The sequence below is a fragment of the Boudabousia tangfeifanii genome (assembly GCF_001856685.1).
In the GTDB taxonomy this organism is placed as follows: domain Bacteria; phylum Actinomycetota; class Actinomycetes; order Actinomycetales; family Actinomycetaceae; genus Boudabousia; species Boudabousia tangfeifanii.
The window spans coordinates 272,872-292,147 of the sequence record NZ_CP017812.1 but is presented as its reverse complement, the minus strand read 5'-3'; the positions used below and the strand labels follow the sequence as shown (position 1 = coordinate 292,147).

22 protein-coding genes are annotated in these 19,276 nt (G+C 57.1%); 21 read left to right on the top strand and 1 reads right to left on the bottom strand.

The genetic code is table 11. The annotated features are described in order from the left end of the window. Positions 1-13: 13 nt before the first annotated feature. From BK816_RS01085 to BK816_RS01015, 15 genes are all read left to right on the top strand, one after another. Positions 14-541: a hypothetical protein gene (locus BK816_RS01085; RefSeq protein WP_156981958.1), complete on the top strand. Its 528-nt coding sequence runs from the start codon at positions 14-16 to the stop codon at positions 539-541. Positions 542-784: 243 nt separating this feature from the next. After that, the gene (locus BK816_RS01080; RefSeq protein WP_071163525.1) at positions 785-1,063 is read left to right on the top strand and encodes a VRR-NUC domain-containing protein; all 279 of its coding nucleotides are present in this window, start codon (positions 785-787) and stop codon (positions 1,061-1,063) included. Then, a complete protein-coding gene (locus BK816_RS01075; protein WP_071163524.1) occupies positions 1,044-2,408 on the top strand; it encodes a DEAD/DEAH box helicase in 1,365 nt (454 codons plus the stop codon). Before BK816_RS01080 ends, BK816_RS01075 begins: the two co-directional genes overlap by 20 nt. Further along, on the top strand, positions 2,405-2,884 hold the full coding sequence (locus BK816_RS01070) for an ArpU family phage packaging/lysis transcriptional regulator (RefSeq protein ID WP_071163523.1): 480 nt from the start codon (positions 2,405-2,407) through the stop codon (positions 2,882-2,884). The genes BK816_RS01075 and BK816_RS01070 overlap by 4 nt, the downstream gene beginning before the upstream one ends. 147 nt (positions 2,885-3,031) lie before the next feature. Beyond that, positions 3,032-3,397: an HNH endonuclease gene (locus BK816_RS01065; protein ID WP_071163522.1), complete on the top strand. Its 366-nt coding sequence runs from the start codon at positions 3,032-3,034 to the stop codon at positions 3,395-3,397. Between the two features lie 188 nt (positions 3,398-3,585). Beyond that, complete coding sequence (locus BK816_RS01060; protein ID WP_071163521.1) at positions 3,586-5,820, top strand: glycoside hydrolase domain-containing protein; 2,235 nt, start codon at positions 3,586-3,588, stop codon at positions 5,818-5,820. A gap of 262 nt (positions 5,821-6,082) precedes the next feature. Further along, a complete protein-coding gene (locus BK816_RS09250; protein ID WP_156981957.1) occupies positions 6,083-6,346 on the top strand; it encodes a hypothetical protein in 264 nt (87 codons plus the stop codon). A gap of 226 nt (positions 6,347-6,572) precedes the next feature. Then, positions 6,573-7,139 carry a P27 family phage terminase small subunit gene (locus BK816_RS01050; RefSeq protein ID WP_071163519.1) on the top strand — a complete coding sequence of 189 codons (567 nt, stop codon included), beginning with the start codon at positions 6,573-6,575 and terminating at the stop codon, positions 7,137-7,139. A gap of 103 nt (positions 7,140-7,242) precedes the next feature. Then, complete coding sequence (gene metK, locus BK816_RS01045) at positions 7,243-8,508, top strand: methionine adenosyltransferase (RefSeq protein ID WP_071163518.1); 1,266 nt, start codon at positions 7,243-7,245, stop codon at positions 8,506-8,508. After that, the gene (locus tag BK816_RS01040; protein WP_472264993.1) at positions 8,508-9,794 is read left to right on the top strand and encodes a site-specific DNA-methyltransferase; all 1,287 of its coding nucleotides are present in this window, start codon (positions 8,508-8,510) and stop codon (positions 9,792-9,794) included. Before metK ends, BK816_RS01040 begins: the two co-directional genes overlap by 1 nt. A gap of 207 nt (positions 9,795-10,001) precedes the next feature. Further along, complete coding sequence (locus BK816_RS09605) at positions 10,002-10,922, top strand: DUF4314 domain-containing protein (protein ID WP_071163517.1); 921 nt, start codon at positions 10,002-10,004, stop codon at positions 10,920-10,922. 185 nt (positions 10,923-11,107) lie between these two features. Next, on the top strand, positions 11,108-11,431 hold the full coding sequence (locus tag BK816_RS01030; RefSeq protein WP_071163516.1) for a hypothetical protein: 324 nt from the start codon (positions 11,108-11,110) through the stop codon (positions 11,429-11,431). 66 nt (positions 11,432-11,497) lie between these two features. Beyond that, the gene (locus tag BK816_RS01025; RefSeq protein WP_236842339.1) at positions 11,498-11,827 is read left to right on the top strand and encodes an Nmad4 family putative nucleotide modification protein; all 330 of its coding nucleotides are present in this window, start codon (positions 11,498-11,500) and stop codon (positions 11,825-11,827) included. Between the two features lie 217 nt (positions 11,828-12,044). Next, positions 12,045-12,620, top strand: a complete 576-nt coding sequence (locus BK816_RS01020; protein ID WP_071163514.1) for a DUF6900 domain-containing protein — start codon at positions 12,045-12,047, stop codon at positions 12,618-12,620. 182 nt (positions 12,621-12,802) lie between these two features. Then, positions 12,803-14,407 (top strand): terminase large subunit, encoded by a 1,605-nt coding sequence (locus BK816_RS01015; RefSeq protein WP_071164867.1) that lies wholly within the window; start codon positions 12,803-12,805, stop codon positions 14,405-14,407. Here the strand turns inward: BK816_RS01015 and BK816_RS01010 are convergent. Further along, positions 14,404-14,724 (bottom strand): TfoX/Sxy family protein, encoded by a 321-nt coding sequence (locus BK816_RS01010; RefSeq protein WP_071163513.1) that lies wholly within the window; start codon positions 14,722-14,724, stop codon positions 14,404-14,406. The two genes, BK816_RS01015 and BK816_RS01010, sit on opposite strands and share 4 nt — an antisense overlap. A gap of 50 nt (positions 14,725-14,774) precedes the next feature. Here BK816_RS01010 and BK816_RS01005 point away from each other — a divergent pair, with 50 nt between their 5' ends. The 6 genes from BK816_RS01005 (at position 14,775) to BK816_RS00980 (ending at position 19,276) form a co-directional block, all read left to right on the top strand. After that, positions 14,775-16,124, top strand: a complete 1,350-nt coding sequence (locus tag BK816_RS01005) for a phage portal protein (protein WP_071163512.1) — start codon at positions 14,775-14,777, stop codon at positions 16,122-16,124. Next, positions 16,075-16,857, top strand: coding sequence for a head maturation protease, ClpP-related (locus tag BK816_RS01000; protein WP_236842338.1), 783 nt, complete (start codon positions 16,075-16,077; stop codon positions 16,855-16,857). Before BK816_RS01005 ends, BK816_RS01000 begins: the two co-directional genes overlap by 50 nt. A 69-nt stretch (positions 16,858-16,926) precedes the next feature. After that, positions 16,927-18,147 carry a phage major capsid protein gene (locus BK816_RS00995; protein ID WP_071163511.1) on the top strand — a complete coding sequence of 407 codons (1,221 nt, stop codon included), beginning with the start codon at positions 16,927-16,929 and terminating at the stop codon, positions 18,145-18,147. A 39-nt stretch (positions 18,148-18,186) separates the two neighbouring features. Further along, entirely contained in the window at positions 18,187-18,516 is a 330-nt protein-coding gene (locus BK816_RS00990) for a head-tail connector protein (RefSeq protein ID WP_071163510.1), read from the top strand. Positions 18,517-18,519: 3 nt separating this feature from the next. Continuing rightward, a complete protein-coding gene (locus BK816_RS00985; protein ID WP_071163509.1) occupies positions 18,520-18,852 on the top strand; it encodes a phage head completion protein in 333 nt (110 codons plus the stop codon). Then, on the top strand, positions 18,845-19,276 hold the full coding sequence (locus BK816_RS00980) for a hypothetical protein (RefSeq protein ID WP_071163508.1): 432 nt from the start codon (positions 18,845-18,847) through the stop codon (positions 19,274-19,276). The genes BK816_RS00985 and BK816_RS00980 overlap by 8 nt, the downstream gene beginning before the upstream one ends.

Below are 19,276 nucleotides of genomic sequence, written 5' to 3'. Positions count from 1 at the left end.
CTTCTACGACTGGATGATCCAAACCCACCATGATGGCACCGGACCGGCCAGCCACCTGGCCGCCGACATGGAGGCCGATTTCTACACCGGCCCCTACACCCACCAAGCCATCCTGGCTCACCTCCACGAGTGCGGAGCAATCGATGCGTGCATCGAGACCTTCGAGGAATGCTGGCGCGAATACCTCACCAGCCCCACCCGGAATCGACGCTCCAAACGCCGCCCATTGAAAGCGCCGAGGCCGTTGATTGGCAGGTGGGAAGACTCCAACCAAGGAACCTTCCTCACCCTCGATAAGGAGCGTCAGCAAGCCCTCATGGAGTGGATTCGCACCGACCTGACCCACGGTCGGGACTGGTGTTCCAAGACCAGTTACGGGCTCAAGCACCTCTTCGAGCGAGACACCGGTCATTACGTGACTAACGCCCAGTTCAAGGACGCCATGATCATCGCCGGCTACCAGCCAAAGAACATCAAAGCGTTGAACCACTGCTACCGGCTGCACCCGCTCTCGCCCGCATTCAACCCAGAGCGCCGATAAAAAACCCGCTATAGGGCTGTCACCCAAAGGGGTGAAAAACCATCCATGCTGGGGGCTAGTTTCGCCTGAGAAATCAACGTTCCTAGCCCCCACCTAGATCTGGTGTGTGTCAGGTCCGTCAAGTCTTTCTAACCCTTTATATAGGAAAAGAAGAATTTAACAATGTCTATATAGAAGGTAGAACACCATCTAGCGGACCTGACACACCCCCTTGGACAGCCCTGATTCCAAGGAAAAGTCTCAATGAAAGAACAACAACTCGAAACCCGCCTATGTCGGGCTATTCGCCGCATCGGCGGCATCTGCTGGAAATTCACATCCCCCGGCCTGACGGGCGTCCCAGACCGCATCTGCATGATGGACGGTAAATGCGTGTTTGTGGAAGTCAAAACCACCGGCAAACACCCCCGCCCACTACAAGTCGCCCGGATGAGGGAGCTCGAGCGTCAGGGCTTCACCTGCATCGTCCTCGACCACCCAGATGGGATCCAGGAGGTGTGCGATGCTCTACAAGCCGCATAACTACCAGACCACCGCCATCAACTTCGTCGAAACCCACCCCATCGCAGCCCTCCTACTAGAGATGGGACTTGGCAAGAGTTCGATCGCCCTAACGGCAATCTGGAACCTCATGTACGACTACTTCGAAGTCCAGCGCGTGCTGGTGGTGGCTCCTCTGCGGGTGGCTCGGGATACCTGGCCAGCAGAACAACAGAAATGGGACCACCTAGCAGCCCTCACCATGGCAATAGCCGTCGGCCCTGAGGCCAAACGCCTCCAGGCCCTGAACGCTGGGGCTGATGTGACGGTGATTAACCGTGAAAACGTCACCTGGCTCATTGAGCGCTCCGGTGTCCAGTGGCAGTGGGACATGGTGGTCATCGACGAGCTCTCCAGCTTCAAGAATCACCAGGCCAAGCGCTTCCGCTCACTACTCAAAGCCCGCCCACTAGTTCGCAGGATCGTCGGGCTGACGGGGACGCCGGCAGCCAACGGTCTAGAGGATCTTTGGGCACAATTCCGGCTCCTAGACATGGGTGAACGGCTCGGGCGTTATATCACGCATTACCGCCGCGAGTTCTTCGACCCCGACAAACGAAACGGTATGCAGGTCTTCTCCTACAAACCCAAGCCGGGTGCGGAAGACGAGATCTACCAGCGCATCAGTGACGTCACCATTTCGATGCGGACCTGCGACCACCTCACTCTGCCTGAGGTCACCTACAACACGGTTGAAATCCCTATGGGTGAGAAGGGGCGGCGGGCTTACGAGCGGATGCTCAAGGACTTGGTGTTGGAGCTGGAGGGCACTGAGGTGACGGCTGCTAACGCGGCAGCACTATCGGGCAAGCTCACCCAGATGGCATCCGGTGCGCTCTATGACGAAGACGGCAACTGGCACCTCATCCATGACGCCAAACTCGACGCACTCGAAGACCTCATCGAAGGCGCGAATGGGAAGCCAGTGCTGGTGGCCTACTGGTACGCGCACGACCTCGAACGCATACTAGCCCGTTTCCCTGAAGCGAGGCTGCTCAAAACAGGGGCGGACATGGAGGCGTGGAACAACGGCGAATTGCCGTTGGCGCTGATTCACCCCGCATCGGCAGGTCATGGCCTGAACCTCCAGGCAGGAGGGTCAACGCTCATCTGGTTCACGCTGACCTGGTCCTTGGAGCTCTACCAGCAGACCAACGCGAGATTGCACCGCCAAGGCCAGCAAGAGCCGGTGGTTATCCACCACCTTGCTGCCAAGGACTCGATTGACCAGAAAATCCTTTCCGCCCTGGCGGTCAAGGACACCACACAGGCCGCGTTGATTGACGCGGTCAAAGCAACCATCACTATGGAAGGAGTAGGCCGATGACTGCTGTTCTCGGTACTGACATCACCTGGAAATACGTCGACCGCCGCGCGGCAGCCATTAACGCACTGCGGGACTTTTCGACCATGCAAACCATCATCGACACCACCGACGACGACCTGAAGGCACTGTCGGAGGATATTTCAACCATCTCCAGCCCGAAGTTGGATGGGATGCCCGGTGGTGGATTCAACCCCCACGGCAGCGAGGACCGGATCATGGCGCACCTAGAGCGGATTGATAACCGCCAGCGTCGCTACCTCCAAGCCAAGGATTACATGGACTGGTTCCTCCCAGCCTGGGCAGCCCTGTCTGATGACGAGAGGTGGATGCTTGAATCCTGTTATCTAGGTGAGGACACCATGCAAACCGATGCCATCATCGCCATTTGCGACCGTTTCCACATCGAACGCAGCTCGGCTTACAACAAGAAGAACCGGGCGCTCAGTCACTTTGCGACCCTGCTCTACGGGAGGTGAATGCCGATGCTTGGTGAGTAGAATCGCGGACGCGTTTGCGCTTGCAGGCCCGCTATACTGTAAGCAGTTGAAAATATATCCGGAGCCCCAGTAGCCAGTTTGGTTGCTGGGGCTCGGGCGTTCCCGTGTGGAAGGTGGTGAGCACCAGTGCCTCGTCGACCTAAGACTCCGTGCCGTTGGCCTGGCTGCCCAGCCCTCACCGACAAACGCTACTGTGAAGCCCACGCCAAGGAAGCCGACACCAACTACCGACGCTACGAGCGCGACCCCGAGATCAACAAACGCTACGGCAGTGCGTGGCGCAAGATCCGCGCGCAGTACGTTGCCAAGCACCCACTGTGTGAACAGTGCGAGGCTGAGGGCAGGTTGACGCCGGTGGCTGAGGTCCACCACATCCGCCCCCTCGCACACGGCGGCACCCACGACGAAGACAACCTCATGAGCCTGTGCAAGCCCTGCCACTCGAGGCAGACAGCTCTTGATGGTGATCGGTGGAGGCGCCGTGGCCGGTGAGTAAAAACGCGGATGCGTATGTTGCATTGGACGTTTAATGTTGTAAATAACCAAGAGAAGCGAGTTTTCTTGGCCTTGTCCTGATCCTCGAGCCGTAGATACGGCTTGGGGATTTTTTCTTGCCCTTTAACCAGAGGGCACCAGTAGACACACATCAGGTGGCCCACATCTATTTTGAGGAGTTTTTCATGACTGACATGATGGTGCTGAAAACACAGCAGTGGCTGAACAAGACCTATAAGGGACGCTACAACTTTGGCAGCGTTACTGAAGATGGGGCCACAGGCTGGGAGACGATTAACGCTCTGATTCGAGCGCTGCAAATTGAGCTGGGTATTACCCAGACAGTGAATAATTTTGGACCAGGTACTACGAGCCGGTTCAAATCACGGTGGCCTTCAGGAATCGCCCAGCAAGCTGCTGGTGCAAAAGATACAAGCAATGTGTATGCGATTATCCAAGGCGCTTTATGGTGCAAGGGATATTCAGTGGGATCAGCCGAGATCACCACGCATTTCTATGGCGGCACCGGCGCAGCGATTAAGAAGATGAAAGCTGACATGGGCATCGGTGGAGATTCTCATGTTGATGTTTTGACCATGAAGAGTCTGTTGTCAATGGATCAGTTCAAACTCCTGGTCCGACATGGAGCAAACTCATCTGTGCGTAACATTCAGCAAACCCTGAACGGTAAATATCGTACCTACACGGGAATCATTCCTGCTGATGGTCTGTATGGGCGGCAGATGAACACCGCCCTTATCCAGGTGCTGCAGAAATTGGAGGGATACAGTCCTTCCCAGGCCACGGGTAATTTTGGTGCTGGGACTCGTAAGAATCTTAAAACCGTATCCTCATCATCTTCTGGTGAATGGGTGTGGCTGGCTAGCGCTGCCTTGGTTTGCAACCGTAAAGCTGTCCAAGTAACCAGCACCTGGGATAACTCGATGGCAAATGCTGTCAAATCTTTCCAGAAAGATTACGCTCTGCCGGTAACAGGTGTAGTAGACACCACCACATGGATGAGTTTGCTGACTTCTAAAGGTAACCCTGATCGCGTGGCGAAAGCTTGTGACTGTGCCACTGTTTTAAGTGCTCGCCAGGCTAAAGACCTGAAAAACGCTGGATATACACACGTCGGGCGTTACCTCACCGGTACGGTGGGTAAAGAGCGCCGCTCCAAGGCACTAAACATTGATGAGATTAAGAACATCACTGCCACTGGCTTATCGGTGTTCCCTATCTACCAAGATGGCGGCTACTACTCGGACTATTTCAGTTACGCGGGGCAAGGCAACATCGATGGACTAACGGCGATCGGAGCGGCAAAGGCATTGGGCTTCCCACGTGGAACTACGATCTATTTCGCGGTGGATTTCGATGCTTACGAATTCCAGATCGACAAGTTGATTCTGCCTTACTTTAAACGCATTAAAGCTGCTTTCAATTCAGCTGAAAACAGTAAAGCGTACAAGGTTGGTATTTATGGGCCTCGACTGGTGTGTTCGAAGGTTACTGAAGCAGGGTACGCCTCGTACTCGTTCGTTGCTGACATGTCTACGGGATTTTCTGGCAATCTTGGCTACCCGATCCCACGCAACTGGGCCTTCGACCAGTTCCACGAGTTCACTTTCCACTCATCGCCCGCTTTCCCGCTGGATAAGGACGCTTATTCGGGAAGGGACAAGGCAACGAAAACCTTTGACAAGGTTCCCTATAAGTCAGCTCACTCACTTGAGTATGACAACGCATTTCGGCTAATCGATGCGGCCAAGAAGGCATTCGTTCAAGCGGTCTTGGAACCACTAAATCTCTTCGAGCAGCTCAGCACTATCCATTGGAGGTTTGATCAAAAGATTCCCTTAAATACTTTCAATGGCCGGGATGTAACGATCGTGACATCCATGGTTGCTTCCGTCGGTATCGGTACGACGTCTTCGAACCCGAATGCAATCGATATCAAAGTCAACAACGATGGCACGCTGACCGCTGGTACACGTAGTGCGATTAGTTCAGCAAGCGCGAAATTCAAGGTCAAGGATTTGGGAACAAATCTTGACTTCTCGCAGCGCATCACATCGATTGCTGCCTCTATCAAGGGTGGGAATATCTCCACTTCGTTAACCTCTAGCGGTCCGACTAATTTCACCGGGAGTATTACTGTGACTTCCCCTGAGCTTGCGCCGAAAGGATCAGGGTTGAGTGAACATGTAACAGTGACACTTAGTTACGAGGTTACGTTCCATCCCCATACTTCTCCTGATTTTCATCTGCCGGAAGTCAGTGTTGACGGGGCGCTCGTAGGCGTTGCTGTGGTTGCTTTGGCCGTACTGTTCGTTGCCGGTGCTGTGGCTAGTGGTGGTACGGCGATCCCAGCAGAAGGAGCACTACTTGAAGGATTGGCTGGGCTTGCCGTCCTGTAACCGTCCCATTCGGCTAAACTAGAAGGAGATACAGGCAGAAGGTGAGGATACGGCAATGCATGCACTCGGGGATAAAAAACATTCTCTCGTTGTGGGTGTGTTAGCACTACTCGCCTTCTGCCTGATCCTTGCAGCCGTCTGGTTCACACAATTCAAACGCACCCCCGCTACGCACCCTCCTCGCGAAGGCCGTCTTGTAGCGACATTCTCCACCACTCATGATGATCACGTCGACTTCTACCAAAACGGCAAGCAAGTCTGTATGGATACTTACTCAGCAAATCCTAAGGACAGACCAGTCTATGAGTGCTTGGACTACCCTGGACAACTAATTGCTGACAATATTTATTTAACCTGGACTAATAAGAACTGGGAAAATGTTGATCGAGATGATCCTGGTGTAGTTGGTGCTGACTGGGATATTTGGGGTGAAGTTACCCCTGGCACACTCCAGATTATCAATGGCGGGCATGTGTCATTTATTGACATCAATGCGCCAACCCCCGAACCGTTAGACCCCAAATAACTCGCGTGCACTTGCCTGACCCTGGCCCCTTGCTGGGGAGGGGCGGTCAAGATCTCTGGAGGCGTTCAGCGTTTCAGCGGGCGTGGCCCCTCGCGCACAAACTCCCCGAATCAAACAGGGTATTAACCCCCTCGCTTTTCCCACCCGCACGCTTCTGGCCCGCCAACGTGCGGGTTTTTGCCCGTTATTTCGCGTTTATCTGGCCTGTTTGGAGGTGAATGATCGTATGGCTCGTGATGGCACGAACAGGGGCGGACGCCGCGTCCGCGCAGGATCCAAACCCGAACCCCTCGTAGACCGTCTGGCCGATGGACGCACCGGGCGGGTGCTGAGCGTTGATGGTCCGCCTGAGCCGTATGACTTCACCGGGATCGACACGGACGAGGGCGCACTCCTGTCTGGTGTGGATATGCCCGAGCCGAGCGCGTATTTGGCGGCACAGCAGCGTGACGGTACTCCGCTTGGGGCTGATGAGATTTACCGTGAGACGTGGGAGTGGCTGGCCGATAAGGGCTGTACCCAGTTTGTTTCCAAACGCTTGCTTGAGGCGTATGCGCAGTCGTTCGCCCGCTTCATCCAATGCGAAAAAGCCATCAGTGATTTCGGTCTGCTCGGCAAACACCCGACAACTGGGGCTGCGATCGCCAGCCCGTTTGTGGCCATGTCGCAGTCGTTTCAGAAGCAGGCGAATGTGTTGTGGTACGAGATTTTCGACATTGTCAAAGCCAACTGCACCACCGACTACACGCCCCTCCCATCCGACCCGATGGAGCGGCTCTTGCAGGGCCGCTAACCAATCCGGCTCCGCTTTCATCTTTTTCTTTGTTTGGCCTCCACCCGTGCTGGTGGGGGCCTACCTGTTTTCACCAACTAGACGATTCAAAGGATTACACGCCATGCCTTCAAGCGCTCTCACCCCATACAGCCCACCCGCCATCCGCTTAGAGACATCCGAGTCTGTTTGTGCCGGTCACCCAGACAAACTTTGTGACCGGATTAGCGATGAGATTCTCGATGCTTGTCTTTGGGAGGATCCGGCGGCTCGGTGTGCGGTGGAGGTCATGGCCTCCAACCACCTCATCACCGTTGCCGGGCAGATCACCTGCAACGGGCGGGTGCGGATTCGTCAGGTGGTGCGCTCGACCCTAGCTAGGCTTGGCTACCAGCCCTGGAAATACCTCGTCAGTGTCAACGTCACGAAGCAGTCCACCGACATTGCCGGCGGTGTGGACACGGCGTTGGAGACCCGAGATGGTGGCGCGGAACAGGCTGGGGCCTTCTCTGACCTTGGCGCGGGTGACCAAGGCACCGTCTATGGTTACGCGACCGCTGCCACCAAGGATTTCCTGCCTGCTTCACTGGTGGCTGCGCATGAGATTTGCGCCCGCTTAGATCAGGCGCGTGAGCAAGGAACCATTGCTGGTATCGGCCCGGATGGAAAAGCCCAAGTCACCCTCACAGTCGATGAGAATGGCACACCAATCACCGCCCCGACCGTCGTGGTATCCATCCAGCATGATGCGGCCAAGGACCTGGAGGAGTTGCGCCGTGAAGTCGTGAGCAAGATTGTTGCCCCGTCCCTTGAGGCCATCGGCATTCCGACGCTGACTTACACCACCGTGCTGGTGAACCCTTCGGGCCGCTTCGTCAAGGGCGGACCTAGAGCAGACACGGGCCTGACGGGTCGCAAGTTGATGGTTGACACCTATGGTGGTCATGCACCCCATGGTGGTGGAGCGTTTAGTGGTAAGGATGCGACGAAGGTCGACCGCACGGGTGCTTACATGGCCAGGTTTCTGGCTAAGCAGGTGGTGGCGGGCCGTCTTGCTAAGCGGTGCACGGTCAGCATTTCCTACGCGATTGGCAAGGCCGACCCGGTTGCCTTCGATATCGACACCCATGGCACCCACATCCCAGAGGTCACTGATGAGGATATTCGCCTGGCATTGATGGAGTTCTATTCGTTGCGGCCGGGAGCGATCATTGACCGCTTCCACCTGCGCCGTCATGGCTTCGCCCGCTACTCAGCCTATGGACACTTCGGGTATGTAAACGGTGCGTACCCCGGGTGGGAAAGCACCACCGGTTCGTGGAACCTCAAAGCCCACGTTATCGATCACGCTAAGGCCCGCCACGGCGAAAGCAACGAGGAGGCGCAGTGATGAGCATGAACATCAAAACCATCCCTGTCGAGCAGTTGCAGGCTGCGGATTACAACCCACGCAAAGACCTCCAGCCTGGTGACCCTGAGTTCGAAAAGTTGAAGAGGTCGGTTGAGGAGTTTGGTTACGTCGAGCCGGTCATTTTCAATGAGGCGACCGGCCGTGTGGTTGGTGGTCACCAGCGATTGAAAGTCCTCACCGCACTTGGCCATGAGGTAATCGAATGTGTGGTCGTTGACCTGGAGGAATCGAAGGAGAAGGCGCTCAACGTTGCCTTGAATAAGGTTAAGGGTGAGTGGGATGAATCCAAGTTGGCCTTGTTGATTGCTGACCTTACGGCTGAGGACTTCGATGTGACCTTGACGGGTTTCGACCCCGCTGAAGTCGACGCCCTGTTCCGCGACCAGTTAGCCGGTGGGATTGAGGAAGATGATTTTGATGTCGAGGCAGAACTGGCCAAACCCGCCATGTCCCGCACCGGGGACATCTGGCAGCTCGGCAGGCATCGCCTCATTGTTGGGGACTCCACCGACCCAGACACCTTCGCAACGTTGATGGCAGGTGAGAAGGCGAATTTGGTGGTCACTGACCCGCCCTACAACGTCAACTATGAGGGCAGCGCGGGCAAAATCGCCAACGATCATATGGACAACGACTCCTTCGTCGCTTTCCTCACCAAAGCCTTCACTGCCCTTGAGACGGTGATGGCTGATGACGCCAGCATTTACGTCTTCCACTCCGATACCGGGGGTTATGCGTTCCGTAAGGCCTTCGACGACGCCGGGTTCTACCTCTCAGGCTGCTGTATTTGGGTCAAGCAGTCCATTGTGTTGGGGCGTTCGCCTTATCAGTGGCAGCATGAGCCGGTGCTTTTTGGGTGGAAGAAAAAGGGTCGCCACCAGTGGTACACCGGGCGCAAGGAATCCACCATCTGGCGTTTCGATAAGCCCCGTAAGAACACGGATCATCCCACGATGAAGCCGGTCGAGCTGATCGCATACCCAATCCTCAACTCTTCTCTGAGCAATCAGGTGGTGCTTGATGCTTTCGGCGGCAGCGGTTCGACTCTAATTGCAGCTGAGCAGACCGGGCGCGTAGCCAGGTTGGTTGAACTTGACCCGAAGTACGCCGATGTCATCATCAACCGCTACCGCGAGCTCGCCGGAGCCACCAGCGGCATCAAGGTCATCCGTGATGGGCAGGAACTCTCGTTCGAGCAGGCACAACCCGACGCCGACAGTGAGGGTGACGCCGAAGATGATGATGTCGATGAGGGTGAGGGGTAGTTCTCTGTGTGGGAACTGGCTGGCATTTTGGCCCCGGATAAGTGAAGCCACCACTTATCCGGGGCAGCCAAGCAGCCTCATGTTGGGGTGTGCTTGAGACCGCTACATTTCCTGGCGTTTAAGCCGGTTTTGGACTGGATAAACCTGTGTTTCTAAGGGTTCATGTTGTTGACAGAAAAACCCGACAAGCCACAAGGGAGAACAACCATGAACGTCACCTTCGAGTACGACCTGCCGGCTGGTAAACGCGGCACAATCGTCACTAATCTCCAAGCTCTCTACGACACTAAGGCTCAGTACCTGGGAGCGCCCAGTTATGAGTACCAGGTCGGACCTGCAATCGTCGCCCGTAACGGCACGATCAGGTGGGAGGGTAAGCAGCCGTCAAGGAAGGATGTGCGAGACCTGCTGGGGCTGCTTGGGGAGGATGACTTCTACCCAGACAACCTCTTCGACCTACGCCACTGGCTCGAAACCAAACAACCCCGAACCACCACACCCGCCGAAGTAGAGCCAGAAGAATTGGTAGCTGACGGCGTGACTGTCACCATCCCACGCGCCACCCTCACCGACGCCGCCTTGGAGCGGTTCAAGGCCCTGGTTACGGCCAAGGGTCCGCTGATTCAGGCTGCTCTGAACCTTGAGGACCTGCCCATCGAGGTCACCGACGAGACGGTTTCGATGCCTTGGATCGCTCGCCCCTGCACTCCAGCCCAGGCTCATGCCCTCACCGAGTTGATTGGGGCGATGCTCACCATGGCGAGGGATGCCAAACGCGTGACCGCCAAACCCAAGGAGGAAAGCAATCCTCGCTATGTGATGCGCTGCTTCCTGCTCCGCCTGGGCTTCATCGGCCCCGAACACAAAGGGCTACGCAAGACGTTGATGGGTGGGCTTCCTGGGTCGGCTGCCTGGCGCACCCCACCAAAAGAAGCGGACACCAAAGAATGCTCACTGGTGGGGCGCAGGATCCGCCTCGAGGACACGAGTGACCCTTACACCAGCCTCACCCCAGGAGCGGAGGGCACTATCAACCATGTTGATGACCTTGGGACCATCCACGTGACTTGGGATAACGGTTCCACCCTGGGGCTAGTTCCTGGGGAGGACTCCTACACGCTCCTCTAAAGCACCGCTGACCAGCGCCCACCCCCGGGGTGCTGGTTGGTGTTTTGCAAGAGATTCACACCGCTACTTTTAACCGGTGAATAAGCGGCTTTTAGGCTGGATATAACTGTGGAAGTAAGCGTTGATTGTTGTTGACACAACCAACGGCCAGCACCCGCTGACCACCGAGAAAACTGGAGGCAACAATGACGACCGCAACCATCCCCGCACCCACCTTGAGCGCCAACTACGCCGCACCTTCGGCCGCCAGCGAGCTGCCTGAGGGTCTGGCCCGCCTGGGACTGCCCGAGTGGGCCACCGCCTGGTACGCCGCTGAGCAGGGCCAAGCGCCCGCTGAAGTGATTCGCGCCCTCGAAGTGGTTTGCGAGGACTACGAACCCGACTTCATCACCCTGACCCCAACTAGGTGTGAGGAGCTCGGGCCGTTCGAAATCGACACGGTTGAGTTGCGTGCCATGCTCATTGACGCCTACCGCATCGGCTTCGCCCACGCACAGGCCGTGAACTAGAGATGCACACCTCTAGAAAAACCTTGTTATAAAGCGGGAAACGACTGGATAAAACCGCCGGTGTAAGTGACTAATAGTTACACAAGAACAAAGCACCTACACCGAAAGGCAAGGACAATGAACACCACGAAGACCACGATGGAGACCCTGGCTGATACCACCGCCCAGCGCATCATCCTCCAATATGGGGAGCGTGTCCTGGTCGCCACCTACCGCTACCTGAGCGGCAAGGACAACGGCTGGCAGGCCGAAACCTACCGCCTGGCTGAGGCACCGATCCCCGGCTGGGGCAAGGACGCCCGTAGTGCGAGCGAATGCGCCCTCGAACTACTGGCCGCTAGCGAGGAGTACTTCGCTGACAACGGCAGCGCGATCGCCTGGGCCATGAACAACTAAAAGCCGCGCCCCGGCCAGTGCACCGCACCCGCCAAATGATGGTGGCTGCGGTCTTTTTACACCCAAAACCGGGGTGCTGGGTTAGAGATGTACACCGCTACTTTTCGTTATGAATAAGCGGTTTTCGACTGGATATAACTGTGTTTCTAAGGGGTAATGGTTACACAACGAAGAGCACAGGGGCACAAGCCCCTGAGAGAACGAAAGGGTAACCACGATGAACACCAAGAACACCTCCAAGACCACCGGTGAGGCAGCTAAGAGTGAGGTCATCAGCACCGGGGAGCTGCGCCGCCTGCTCGAAGACATCGCGATCGCTGACGAATACGCCGGCATCGACACCCTCCTGAGCCGGGGCTCGGACGGCTTCGACTGGGCGGAAATGAGCGTCACCACGCTGCTGCGGTTGATGAAGAACTCCTTCGAAGCCGGCCTGGATGCTGCACACAAACGGGGCATCACCACGGTGGTGCCAAGCGAAGAGGTCTACACCGAAGCCGACTACCACGTCATCGACCCCGCCCCACAAACCATCAACGATGAAGACGAGGCAGCCCGGGTGGGAACCCACGGCATCGACAACGTCTGGATCCCGGTTGGTACCGACAAGTACGCGCTGATCTACACCACCTGGGCCAATGCGACCGGGTGGCGCAAAGTCCCCGCCATCTACACCAAACAACCCGGTGGCACCTACCAGCTAGCCACCTGGAACGAAGAAGGCTTCGACTTCAACCGGATGCGCGCCGAAGGCTACCCAGAAGCCCTGACCTGGGCAATCAAGAACGCCTAAGCGGCCCACTAGCCAGACCCACCCCGATAACGGGCGGGCTGGCCCTCTTTTCACAACACTGACGCTCCACCAAGTTGGTGGGGCCTTTTCTATACCCCGCAATCACTTAAACACGCCAGGAAGTCCAGCCGGTTCCCGCACGGAGAACTTGCCGCCACCAACCTTGAAGGGAGCTAACCATGATGCGTCGCCTTAGCAGCTATGAGCCAACTCGTTTCATGGCAGACGGCTCCCACTACGACAAAAGGGCTGCTGATTACGCGGTTGCGTTCATCCAGGCCCTAACCCACACCAAGGGCCGCTGGGCAGGCAAACCCTTCGAACTGATCGACTGGCAAGAGCGCATCATTCGTGACCTGTTCGGCACCCTCAAGGCGGATGGCTACCGTCAGTTCAACACCGCCTACGTTGAAATCCCCAAAAAGATGGGCAAGAGCGAGCTCGCCGCAGCAGTGGCCTTGTTGCTGACGTGTGGGGATAGTGAGGAGCGGGCTGAGGTCTACGGTTGCGCTGCAGACCGACAGCAAGCCTCCATCGTGTTCGAGGTCGCAGCCGACATGGTCCGCAACTCACCCGCCTTATCCCGCCGCGTCAAAATCCTCGCCAGCCAGAAGCGGATCGTTTTCCAGCCCACCAACAGCTTCTACCAAGTGCTCTCTGCCGAGGCGTATTCCAAGCATGGGTTCAATATCCACGGCGTGGTCTTTGACGAACTGCACACCCAGCCCGACCGCCGCCTATTCGACGTCATGACCAAAGGCAGTGGGGATGCACGCACCCAGCCCCTGTATTTCCTGATCACCACAGCCGGCAGCGATACGAACAGCATTTGCTATGAGACGCATCAGAAGGCTCAGGACATTTTGGAGGGTAGGAAGATCGACCCGACCTTCTACCCAGTCATCTACGGCGCAGACACCGAGGACGACTGGACCGATGAGGCTGTGTGGGCGAAAGCCAACCCATCCCTAGGCATCACCGTAGGGATAGATAAAGTCCGGGCGGCGTGTGAGAGTGCGAAGCAGAACCCGGCAGAGGAAAACTCCTTCCGCCAGTTGCGGTTGAATCAGTGGGTGAAACAAAGTGTTCGGTGGATGCCCATGGCAGCCTGGGACGCATGCAAGCGCGACTTCCGGCCGGAGCAACTGCGGGGCCGGGTCTGCTACGGCGGCCTCGACCTCTCATCCACCACGGACATCACGGCGTTCGTCCAAGTCTTCCCACCAGAAGACGTTGATGAGCCCTACTTTGTCCTCCCGCACTTTTGGATTCCCGAGGACAACATTGACCGCCGCGTCCTGCGCGACCGGGTCCCATACGACCTCTGGGCACGCCAAGGCCACTTGAACCTCACCGAGGGGAACGTGGTCCACTACGCCGCCATCGAACAGGCCATCGAGCAAATCTCGGAGGAGTACGACCTTCGGGAGGTGGCGTTCGATCGGTGGGGTGCTGTCCAAATGACCCAAAACCTCGATGCCATGGGCCTTACCGTCGTCCCGTTCGGCCAAGGCTTTAAAGACATGAGTCCACCAACCAAGGAGCTGATGAAGCTCGTGTTGGAGGGCAAGTTGGCCCATGATGGTCATCCGGTTTTGCGGTGGATGATGGACAACATCTTCATCCGCCAAGACCCTGCCGGGAACATCAAACCCGACAAAGAAAAATCCACCGAGAAGATCGACGGGGTCGTTGCCACCATCATGGGCCTAGACCGAGCGATTAGATGCGGCGCAGGGCCAGCCTCTGAGTCGGTGTACGACCAGCGAGGACTTCTCCTCCTCTAGCGCTTCTTAGCTCGGGACTTGGGTTTGGGTAGTTCGGGCAGCATAGCTGCGATGGTTGCCGCAATCTGCTCAGGATCATCGGTATCAACGACAACCATGTCCTTCGCGCCAGGATACGGGGATTCCAGTACGGGCTGTTCGAGAAGGGCTCGAGCGGAGGGCGTGTCTTTCAACATGAAGCGGTTGTCATAAATCCCGCCGAAAAGGATGCCGCCTGTGTAGAGCAGGTATTCGCCCATCATCTTTCGACTCGACACCTGCTCAACCTCGGAGAGCAAGTCAAGGACGTACTCCAAGTACGACTCGTCACTGGCCATGGCAACACCTCCATCTTTGTTTAGTCAATTATCCCAGAAAGGTAAGCGCAATGGGTTTTCTATCTTGGCTCGGCCTCAAACCCGACTCGCCATCACCACAGAACAACTGGTCGCTAACGAACACCGAGTTCTTCGCCAGCCCCACGTCTTCGGGTAAGTCGGTGACGGAGCGCTCGGCTATGCAGATGACCGCCGTCTACGCGTGTGTCCGCATTCTGGCTGAGGCCATCGCTTCGTTGCCGTTGCATTTGTATCAGCAGCGTGAAGGCAGCACTGGTGGATCTGAGCGGGCGGTGGGTCATTCGTTGTATCGGGTGTTGCATGATGAGCCGAATGCGGAGATGACGTCGTTTGTGTTCCGCGAGACCCTCATGACGCACCTGCTGTTGTGGGGTAATGCTTATGCGCAGGTTATCCGTAACGGGCGGGGTGAGGTCATCGGTCTCTACCCGTTGCTGCCCTCCCAAATGGTGGTAGACCGCGACCCCGACACTGGGCTACTTAGGTATACCTACCGCCCTCAGACCACCGGTAAGCCGCCGGTGGTTGTTTTATCCCCAGCCGACGTCCTCCACATCCCCGGGCTCGGGTTTGACGGTCTAGTCGGTTACAACCCGATTCAGATGGCGAGGAACGCGATTGGCATGGGACTGGCCTGTGAGGAATACGGGGCACGGTTCTTTGCTAACGGGGCCGCCCCTGGTGGGGTGTTGGAGCATCCGGGGACGATTCGTGACCCAGCGCGGGTAAGGGAGTCGTGGCAGTCGACCTTTGGCGGCTCCGAGAACGCCGGCAAGATCGCGGTGCTCGAGGAGGGGATGAAGTACACGCCTATCGGCATTTCGCCGGAGCAGGCGCAGTTCTTGGAGACCCGCAAGTTCCAGATCAACGAGATTGCCCGTATTTTCCGCATTCCACCGCACATGGTCGGCGACCTCGAAAAATCGAGTTTCAGCAACATTGAGCAGCAGTCGCTCGAGTTTGTGAAGTACACGCTTGACCCGTGGGTGATCAGGTGGGAACAAGCCCTCACTAAAACCCTGCTCACCGGGGCTGACCGGGAGAAGTATTCGATCGCGTTCAACCTTGAGGGCCTGTTGCGTGGGGATTACGCGTCGCGGATGCAGGGGTATGCGGTTGCTCGGCAGAACGGGTGGATGAGTGCCAACGACATCCGCCAACTCGAAAACCTCGACCTCATCCCAACTGAGGATGGTGGGGACCTCTACCTGGTCAACGGCAACATGCTCCCGCTCAACCAGGCTGGTAGCTACTACACCCACCGCCAGATGCGGGATACCCAACCAGCACAAGAAAACGACATCAATAGTGAAAACGAGGAGGATGCAGATGACGGCGACAATGAGAGCCGACCCCACAGCACAGAAAACACCCAGTAGTGCCAGGCGTTTTTGGGACTATGCCACCAGCCCGGATGGTAAGCGCGTGCTAGAACTGCGTGGCCCGATCGCGCCGGAGTCCTGGTTCGGAGACGAAACCACACCCGCCGCCTTCCGGGACGAGCTGTTCTCCGGCAGTGGCGACATTGTTGTGTGGATCAATAGCCCTGGCGGGGATGTGATTGCGGCTGCAGAGATTTATTCGATGCTCATGGGCTACCCAGGACACGTCACCGTCAAAATCGACGGCCTCGCAGCCAGCGCAGCATCCGTCATCGCGATGGCTGGGACAGAAGTGTTGATGAGCCCGGTGGCGATGTTGATGATTCACAACCCCATGACCGCCGCTATCGGCGACTCAGACGAGATGCTCCGCGCTGTATCCATGCTGGCTGAAGTCAAAGAATCCATCCTCAACGCCTACGAGCTCAAAACGGACATGGACCGTGCGGAGCTCAGTGAGTTGATGGATGCGGAGACCTGGATGGACGCGAAAAAAGCCATTGAGCTGGGTTTCGCAGACGGCCTGATCAGCCCCGTCAGCCCTTTCCCAGCCGCACAGCCTGAGAAACCCGTGGCGGCGATGGTGTTCTCCCGCCGCGCCGTCACCAACAGTCTGCTGAACGCCATCAACGCTGAGACGCCAGAACGTAAGTCTCAGCCTCCTGATCCGCCGCCTGCTGGCCGCGCGGTCAGCGACCTGTTATCCGCTCTCGATTCCTTGAAGCCCTAGCGCCCGATGCGCCGGGGCTTTTCTCATACCCAATCCACTCCTTTGTGTTTTGAAAGGACACACACAACCATGACTACAACGATGATTAATGACCTGCGAACCCGGCGTGCTGAGACCTGGGAGAAGGCCAAGGCCTTCCTCACTGAACGCCAAAGCGCGAACAACGGGATCCTGACGGCTGAGGATGATGAGGCTTACGCTCGTATGGAAGCCGAAATCGAAGCCTTCGGTCGTGAAATTGCCCGAGCAGAACGCGCCGCCGAACTTGACGCACAGTTGTCTAAGCCGGTCGCTTCTCCGATTGCTGCCATGCCCGGCACCGTCACCCCAGAACCGGCTGGTAAGCCTGTTCCTTTCAGGGCTACGGATGAATACCGCGAGAACTTTTGGAACGCCATGCGCATGGCCACCAACCCCTTCGAAGTACGCAACGCCTTGAAGGAAGGTGCTGACACTGAAGGCGGCTACCTAGTACCGGACGAGTTCGAACGCACTTTGGTCGAAGCGCTCAACGAGGAGAACATTATTCGTTCTCTGGCTAAGCGGATTACCACCACATCGGGTGATCGCAAGATCCCCGTCGTGGCGACCCACGGTAAGGCTAACTGGCTCGATGAAGGGGCAGCAGTCCAAGAGTCTGACGAAGCGTTCAAGCAAGTCACGCTGGGGGCTTATAAACTCTCCACCTTCATCAAGGTCAGTGAAGAACTCTTGGCTGACTCTGCGTTCAACATCGAGGCCTATCTGGCAAACGAGTTCGGCCGTCGTATCGGTGCTGCTGAAGAAGAAGCGTTCCTTGTTGGGGATGGGTCTAATAAGCCCACCGGTATCTTCTACAAGACCGGCGGAGCTGAAGAAGGCCTCAAGGCTGCCGGCCAGACCGCTATCACCGCAGATGAACTCATCGATTTGTTCTATGCGCTCCGTAGCCCGTATCGCAAGAACGCCGTGTGGCTGACCAACGACTCCACGGTCAAAGCAATTCGGAAGCTTAAGGATAATCAGGGCCAGTACTTGTGGCAGCCCGCCCTCACAGCAGGTTCCCCGGACATGATCCTAGGCCGCCCCATTTATACCTCCAGCTTTGTGCCGGAGATTAAGGCCGGGGCAAAGACCGTGGCGTTTGGGGATTTGTCTTATTACTGGATTGCTGACCGTGCTGGACGCTCTTTCAAGCGTTTGAATGAGTTGTTTGCGACCACTGGTCAGGTGGGGTTCATGGCAACCCAGCGCGTCGACGGCAAACTCATCTTGCCCGAGGCAGTCAAGGTTCTTGTTCAGAAGCAGTAATCCACTGCCAAGTGTTGGAGAAGGGGGTGGCGTAAAGCCATGGCACGCGCGTTTAACCAAGCCCAGTTCATCGAGGCCCTCAAGGCGAACCTGGTGCTTGAGCACAGCCAAGATGATGAACTTTTGGGTGAGTTGATTCAGGCGGGACTGGACTACGCCACCTCCTACCAACACCTGGTCCCAGGCCACTATGAGAATCACCCGTTGTCGGAGTCCACATACCGTGCGGTGATCATGCTGGCCACCCACTTCTACGAATCCAGGGACGGGTCAACCGGCGGGTTTTTCGCTGATAACACGCACGCAGCCGCCCGCGTATGGGAAGCCGTCAACCGACTACTAATTCTCGACAGGGACTGGAAGGTATGAGTGATGGGACTTGGGCTACTTCGAACTGAACTGTTGTTTGTTGACGACATGGTGAACAGTGACCGCCAGGGCTTCCACACGAAACCTGCCCTAGCGGGTTTTACCTGTCGTGGGGTATTCGAGGAGCGTTCTGCCACCACCCGCTGGGCACACCTGGCCGGATTCGAACAAGTAGACGCAATCGCACGGATCCGCACCCAACCACACCACGTCCCGGTCACAGGCCAAAAAGTCATTGTCGATGACAAGCCATTCACGATTACGGGCATTGAAAACGTCAAAGGCAGGGGCCGCTACCTGGTCTTGTTCCTTAAGAGGGAGGTGCATCGTGGCTAGAACGCAAATCAAGATGCCTACCAAAACCCTTGAACAATTCGCTCACCTGACCACAGCCATGCCCGAGATTGCCGACGAGGCCGTCACAGCCGGCGGACGGGTCGTAGAAGAACGGGTCCGGGCCAACCTGAGCGGCGCAATCGGTTCTGGCACGAAGGGTAAGTCCCGCTCTACGGGGCAGTTGCTGGGCGCTTTGGGTTTGTCTCCTGCGAAAGTGGACCGCAAGGGGGATCACAACGTAAAAGTCGGGTTCACCGAAAACCGACGCGACGGCAGACCCAACGCACTGATCGCCAACGTCCTCGAATACGGCAAGGCCGGGCAAACGCCCCGCCCGTTCCTGCGCCCCGCGCGTGCCTCGAGTCGGCGGGCGTGCCTTGAGGCAATGAAACATGTCCTGCAAAACCGGATGAAGGGCAGGTGA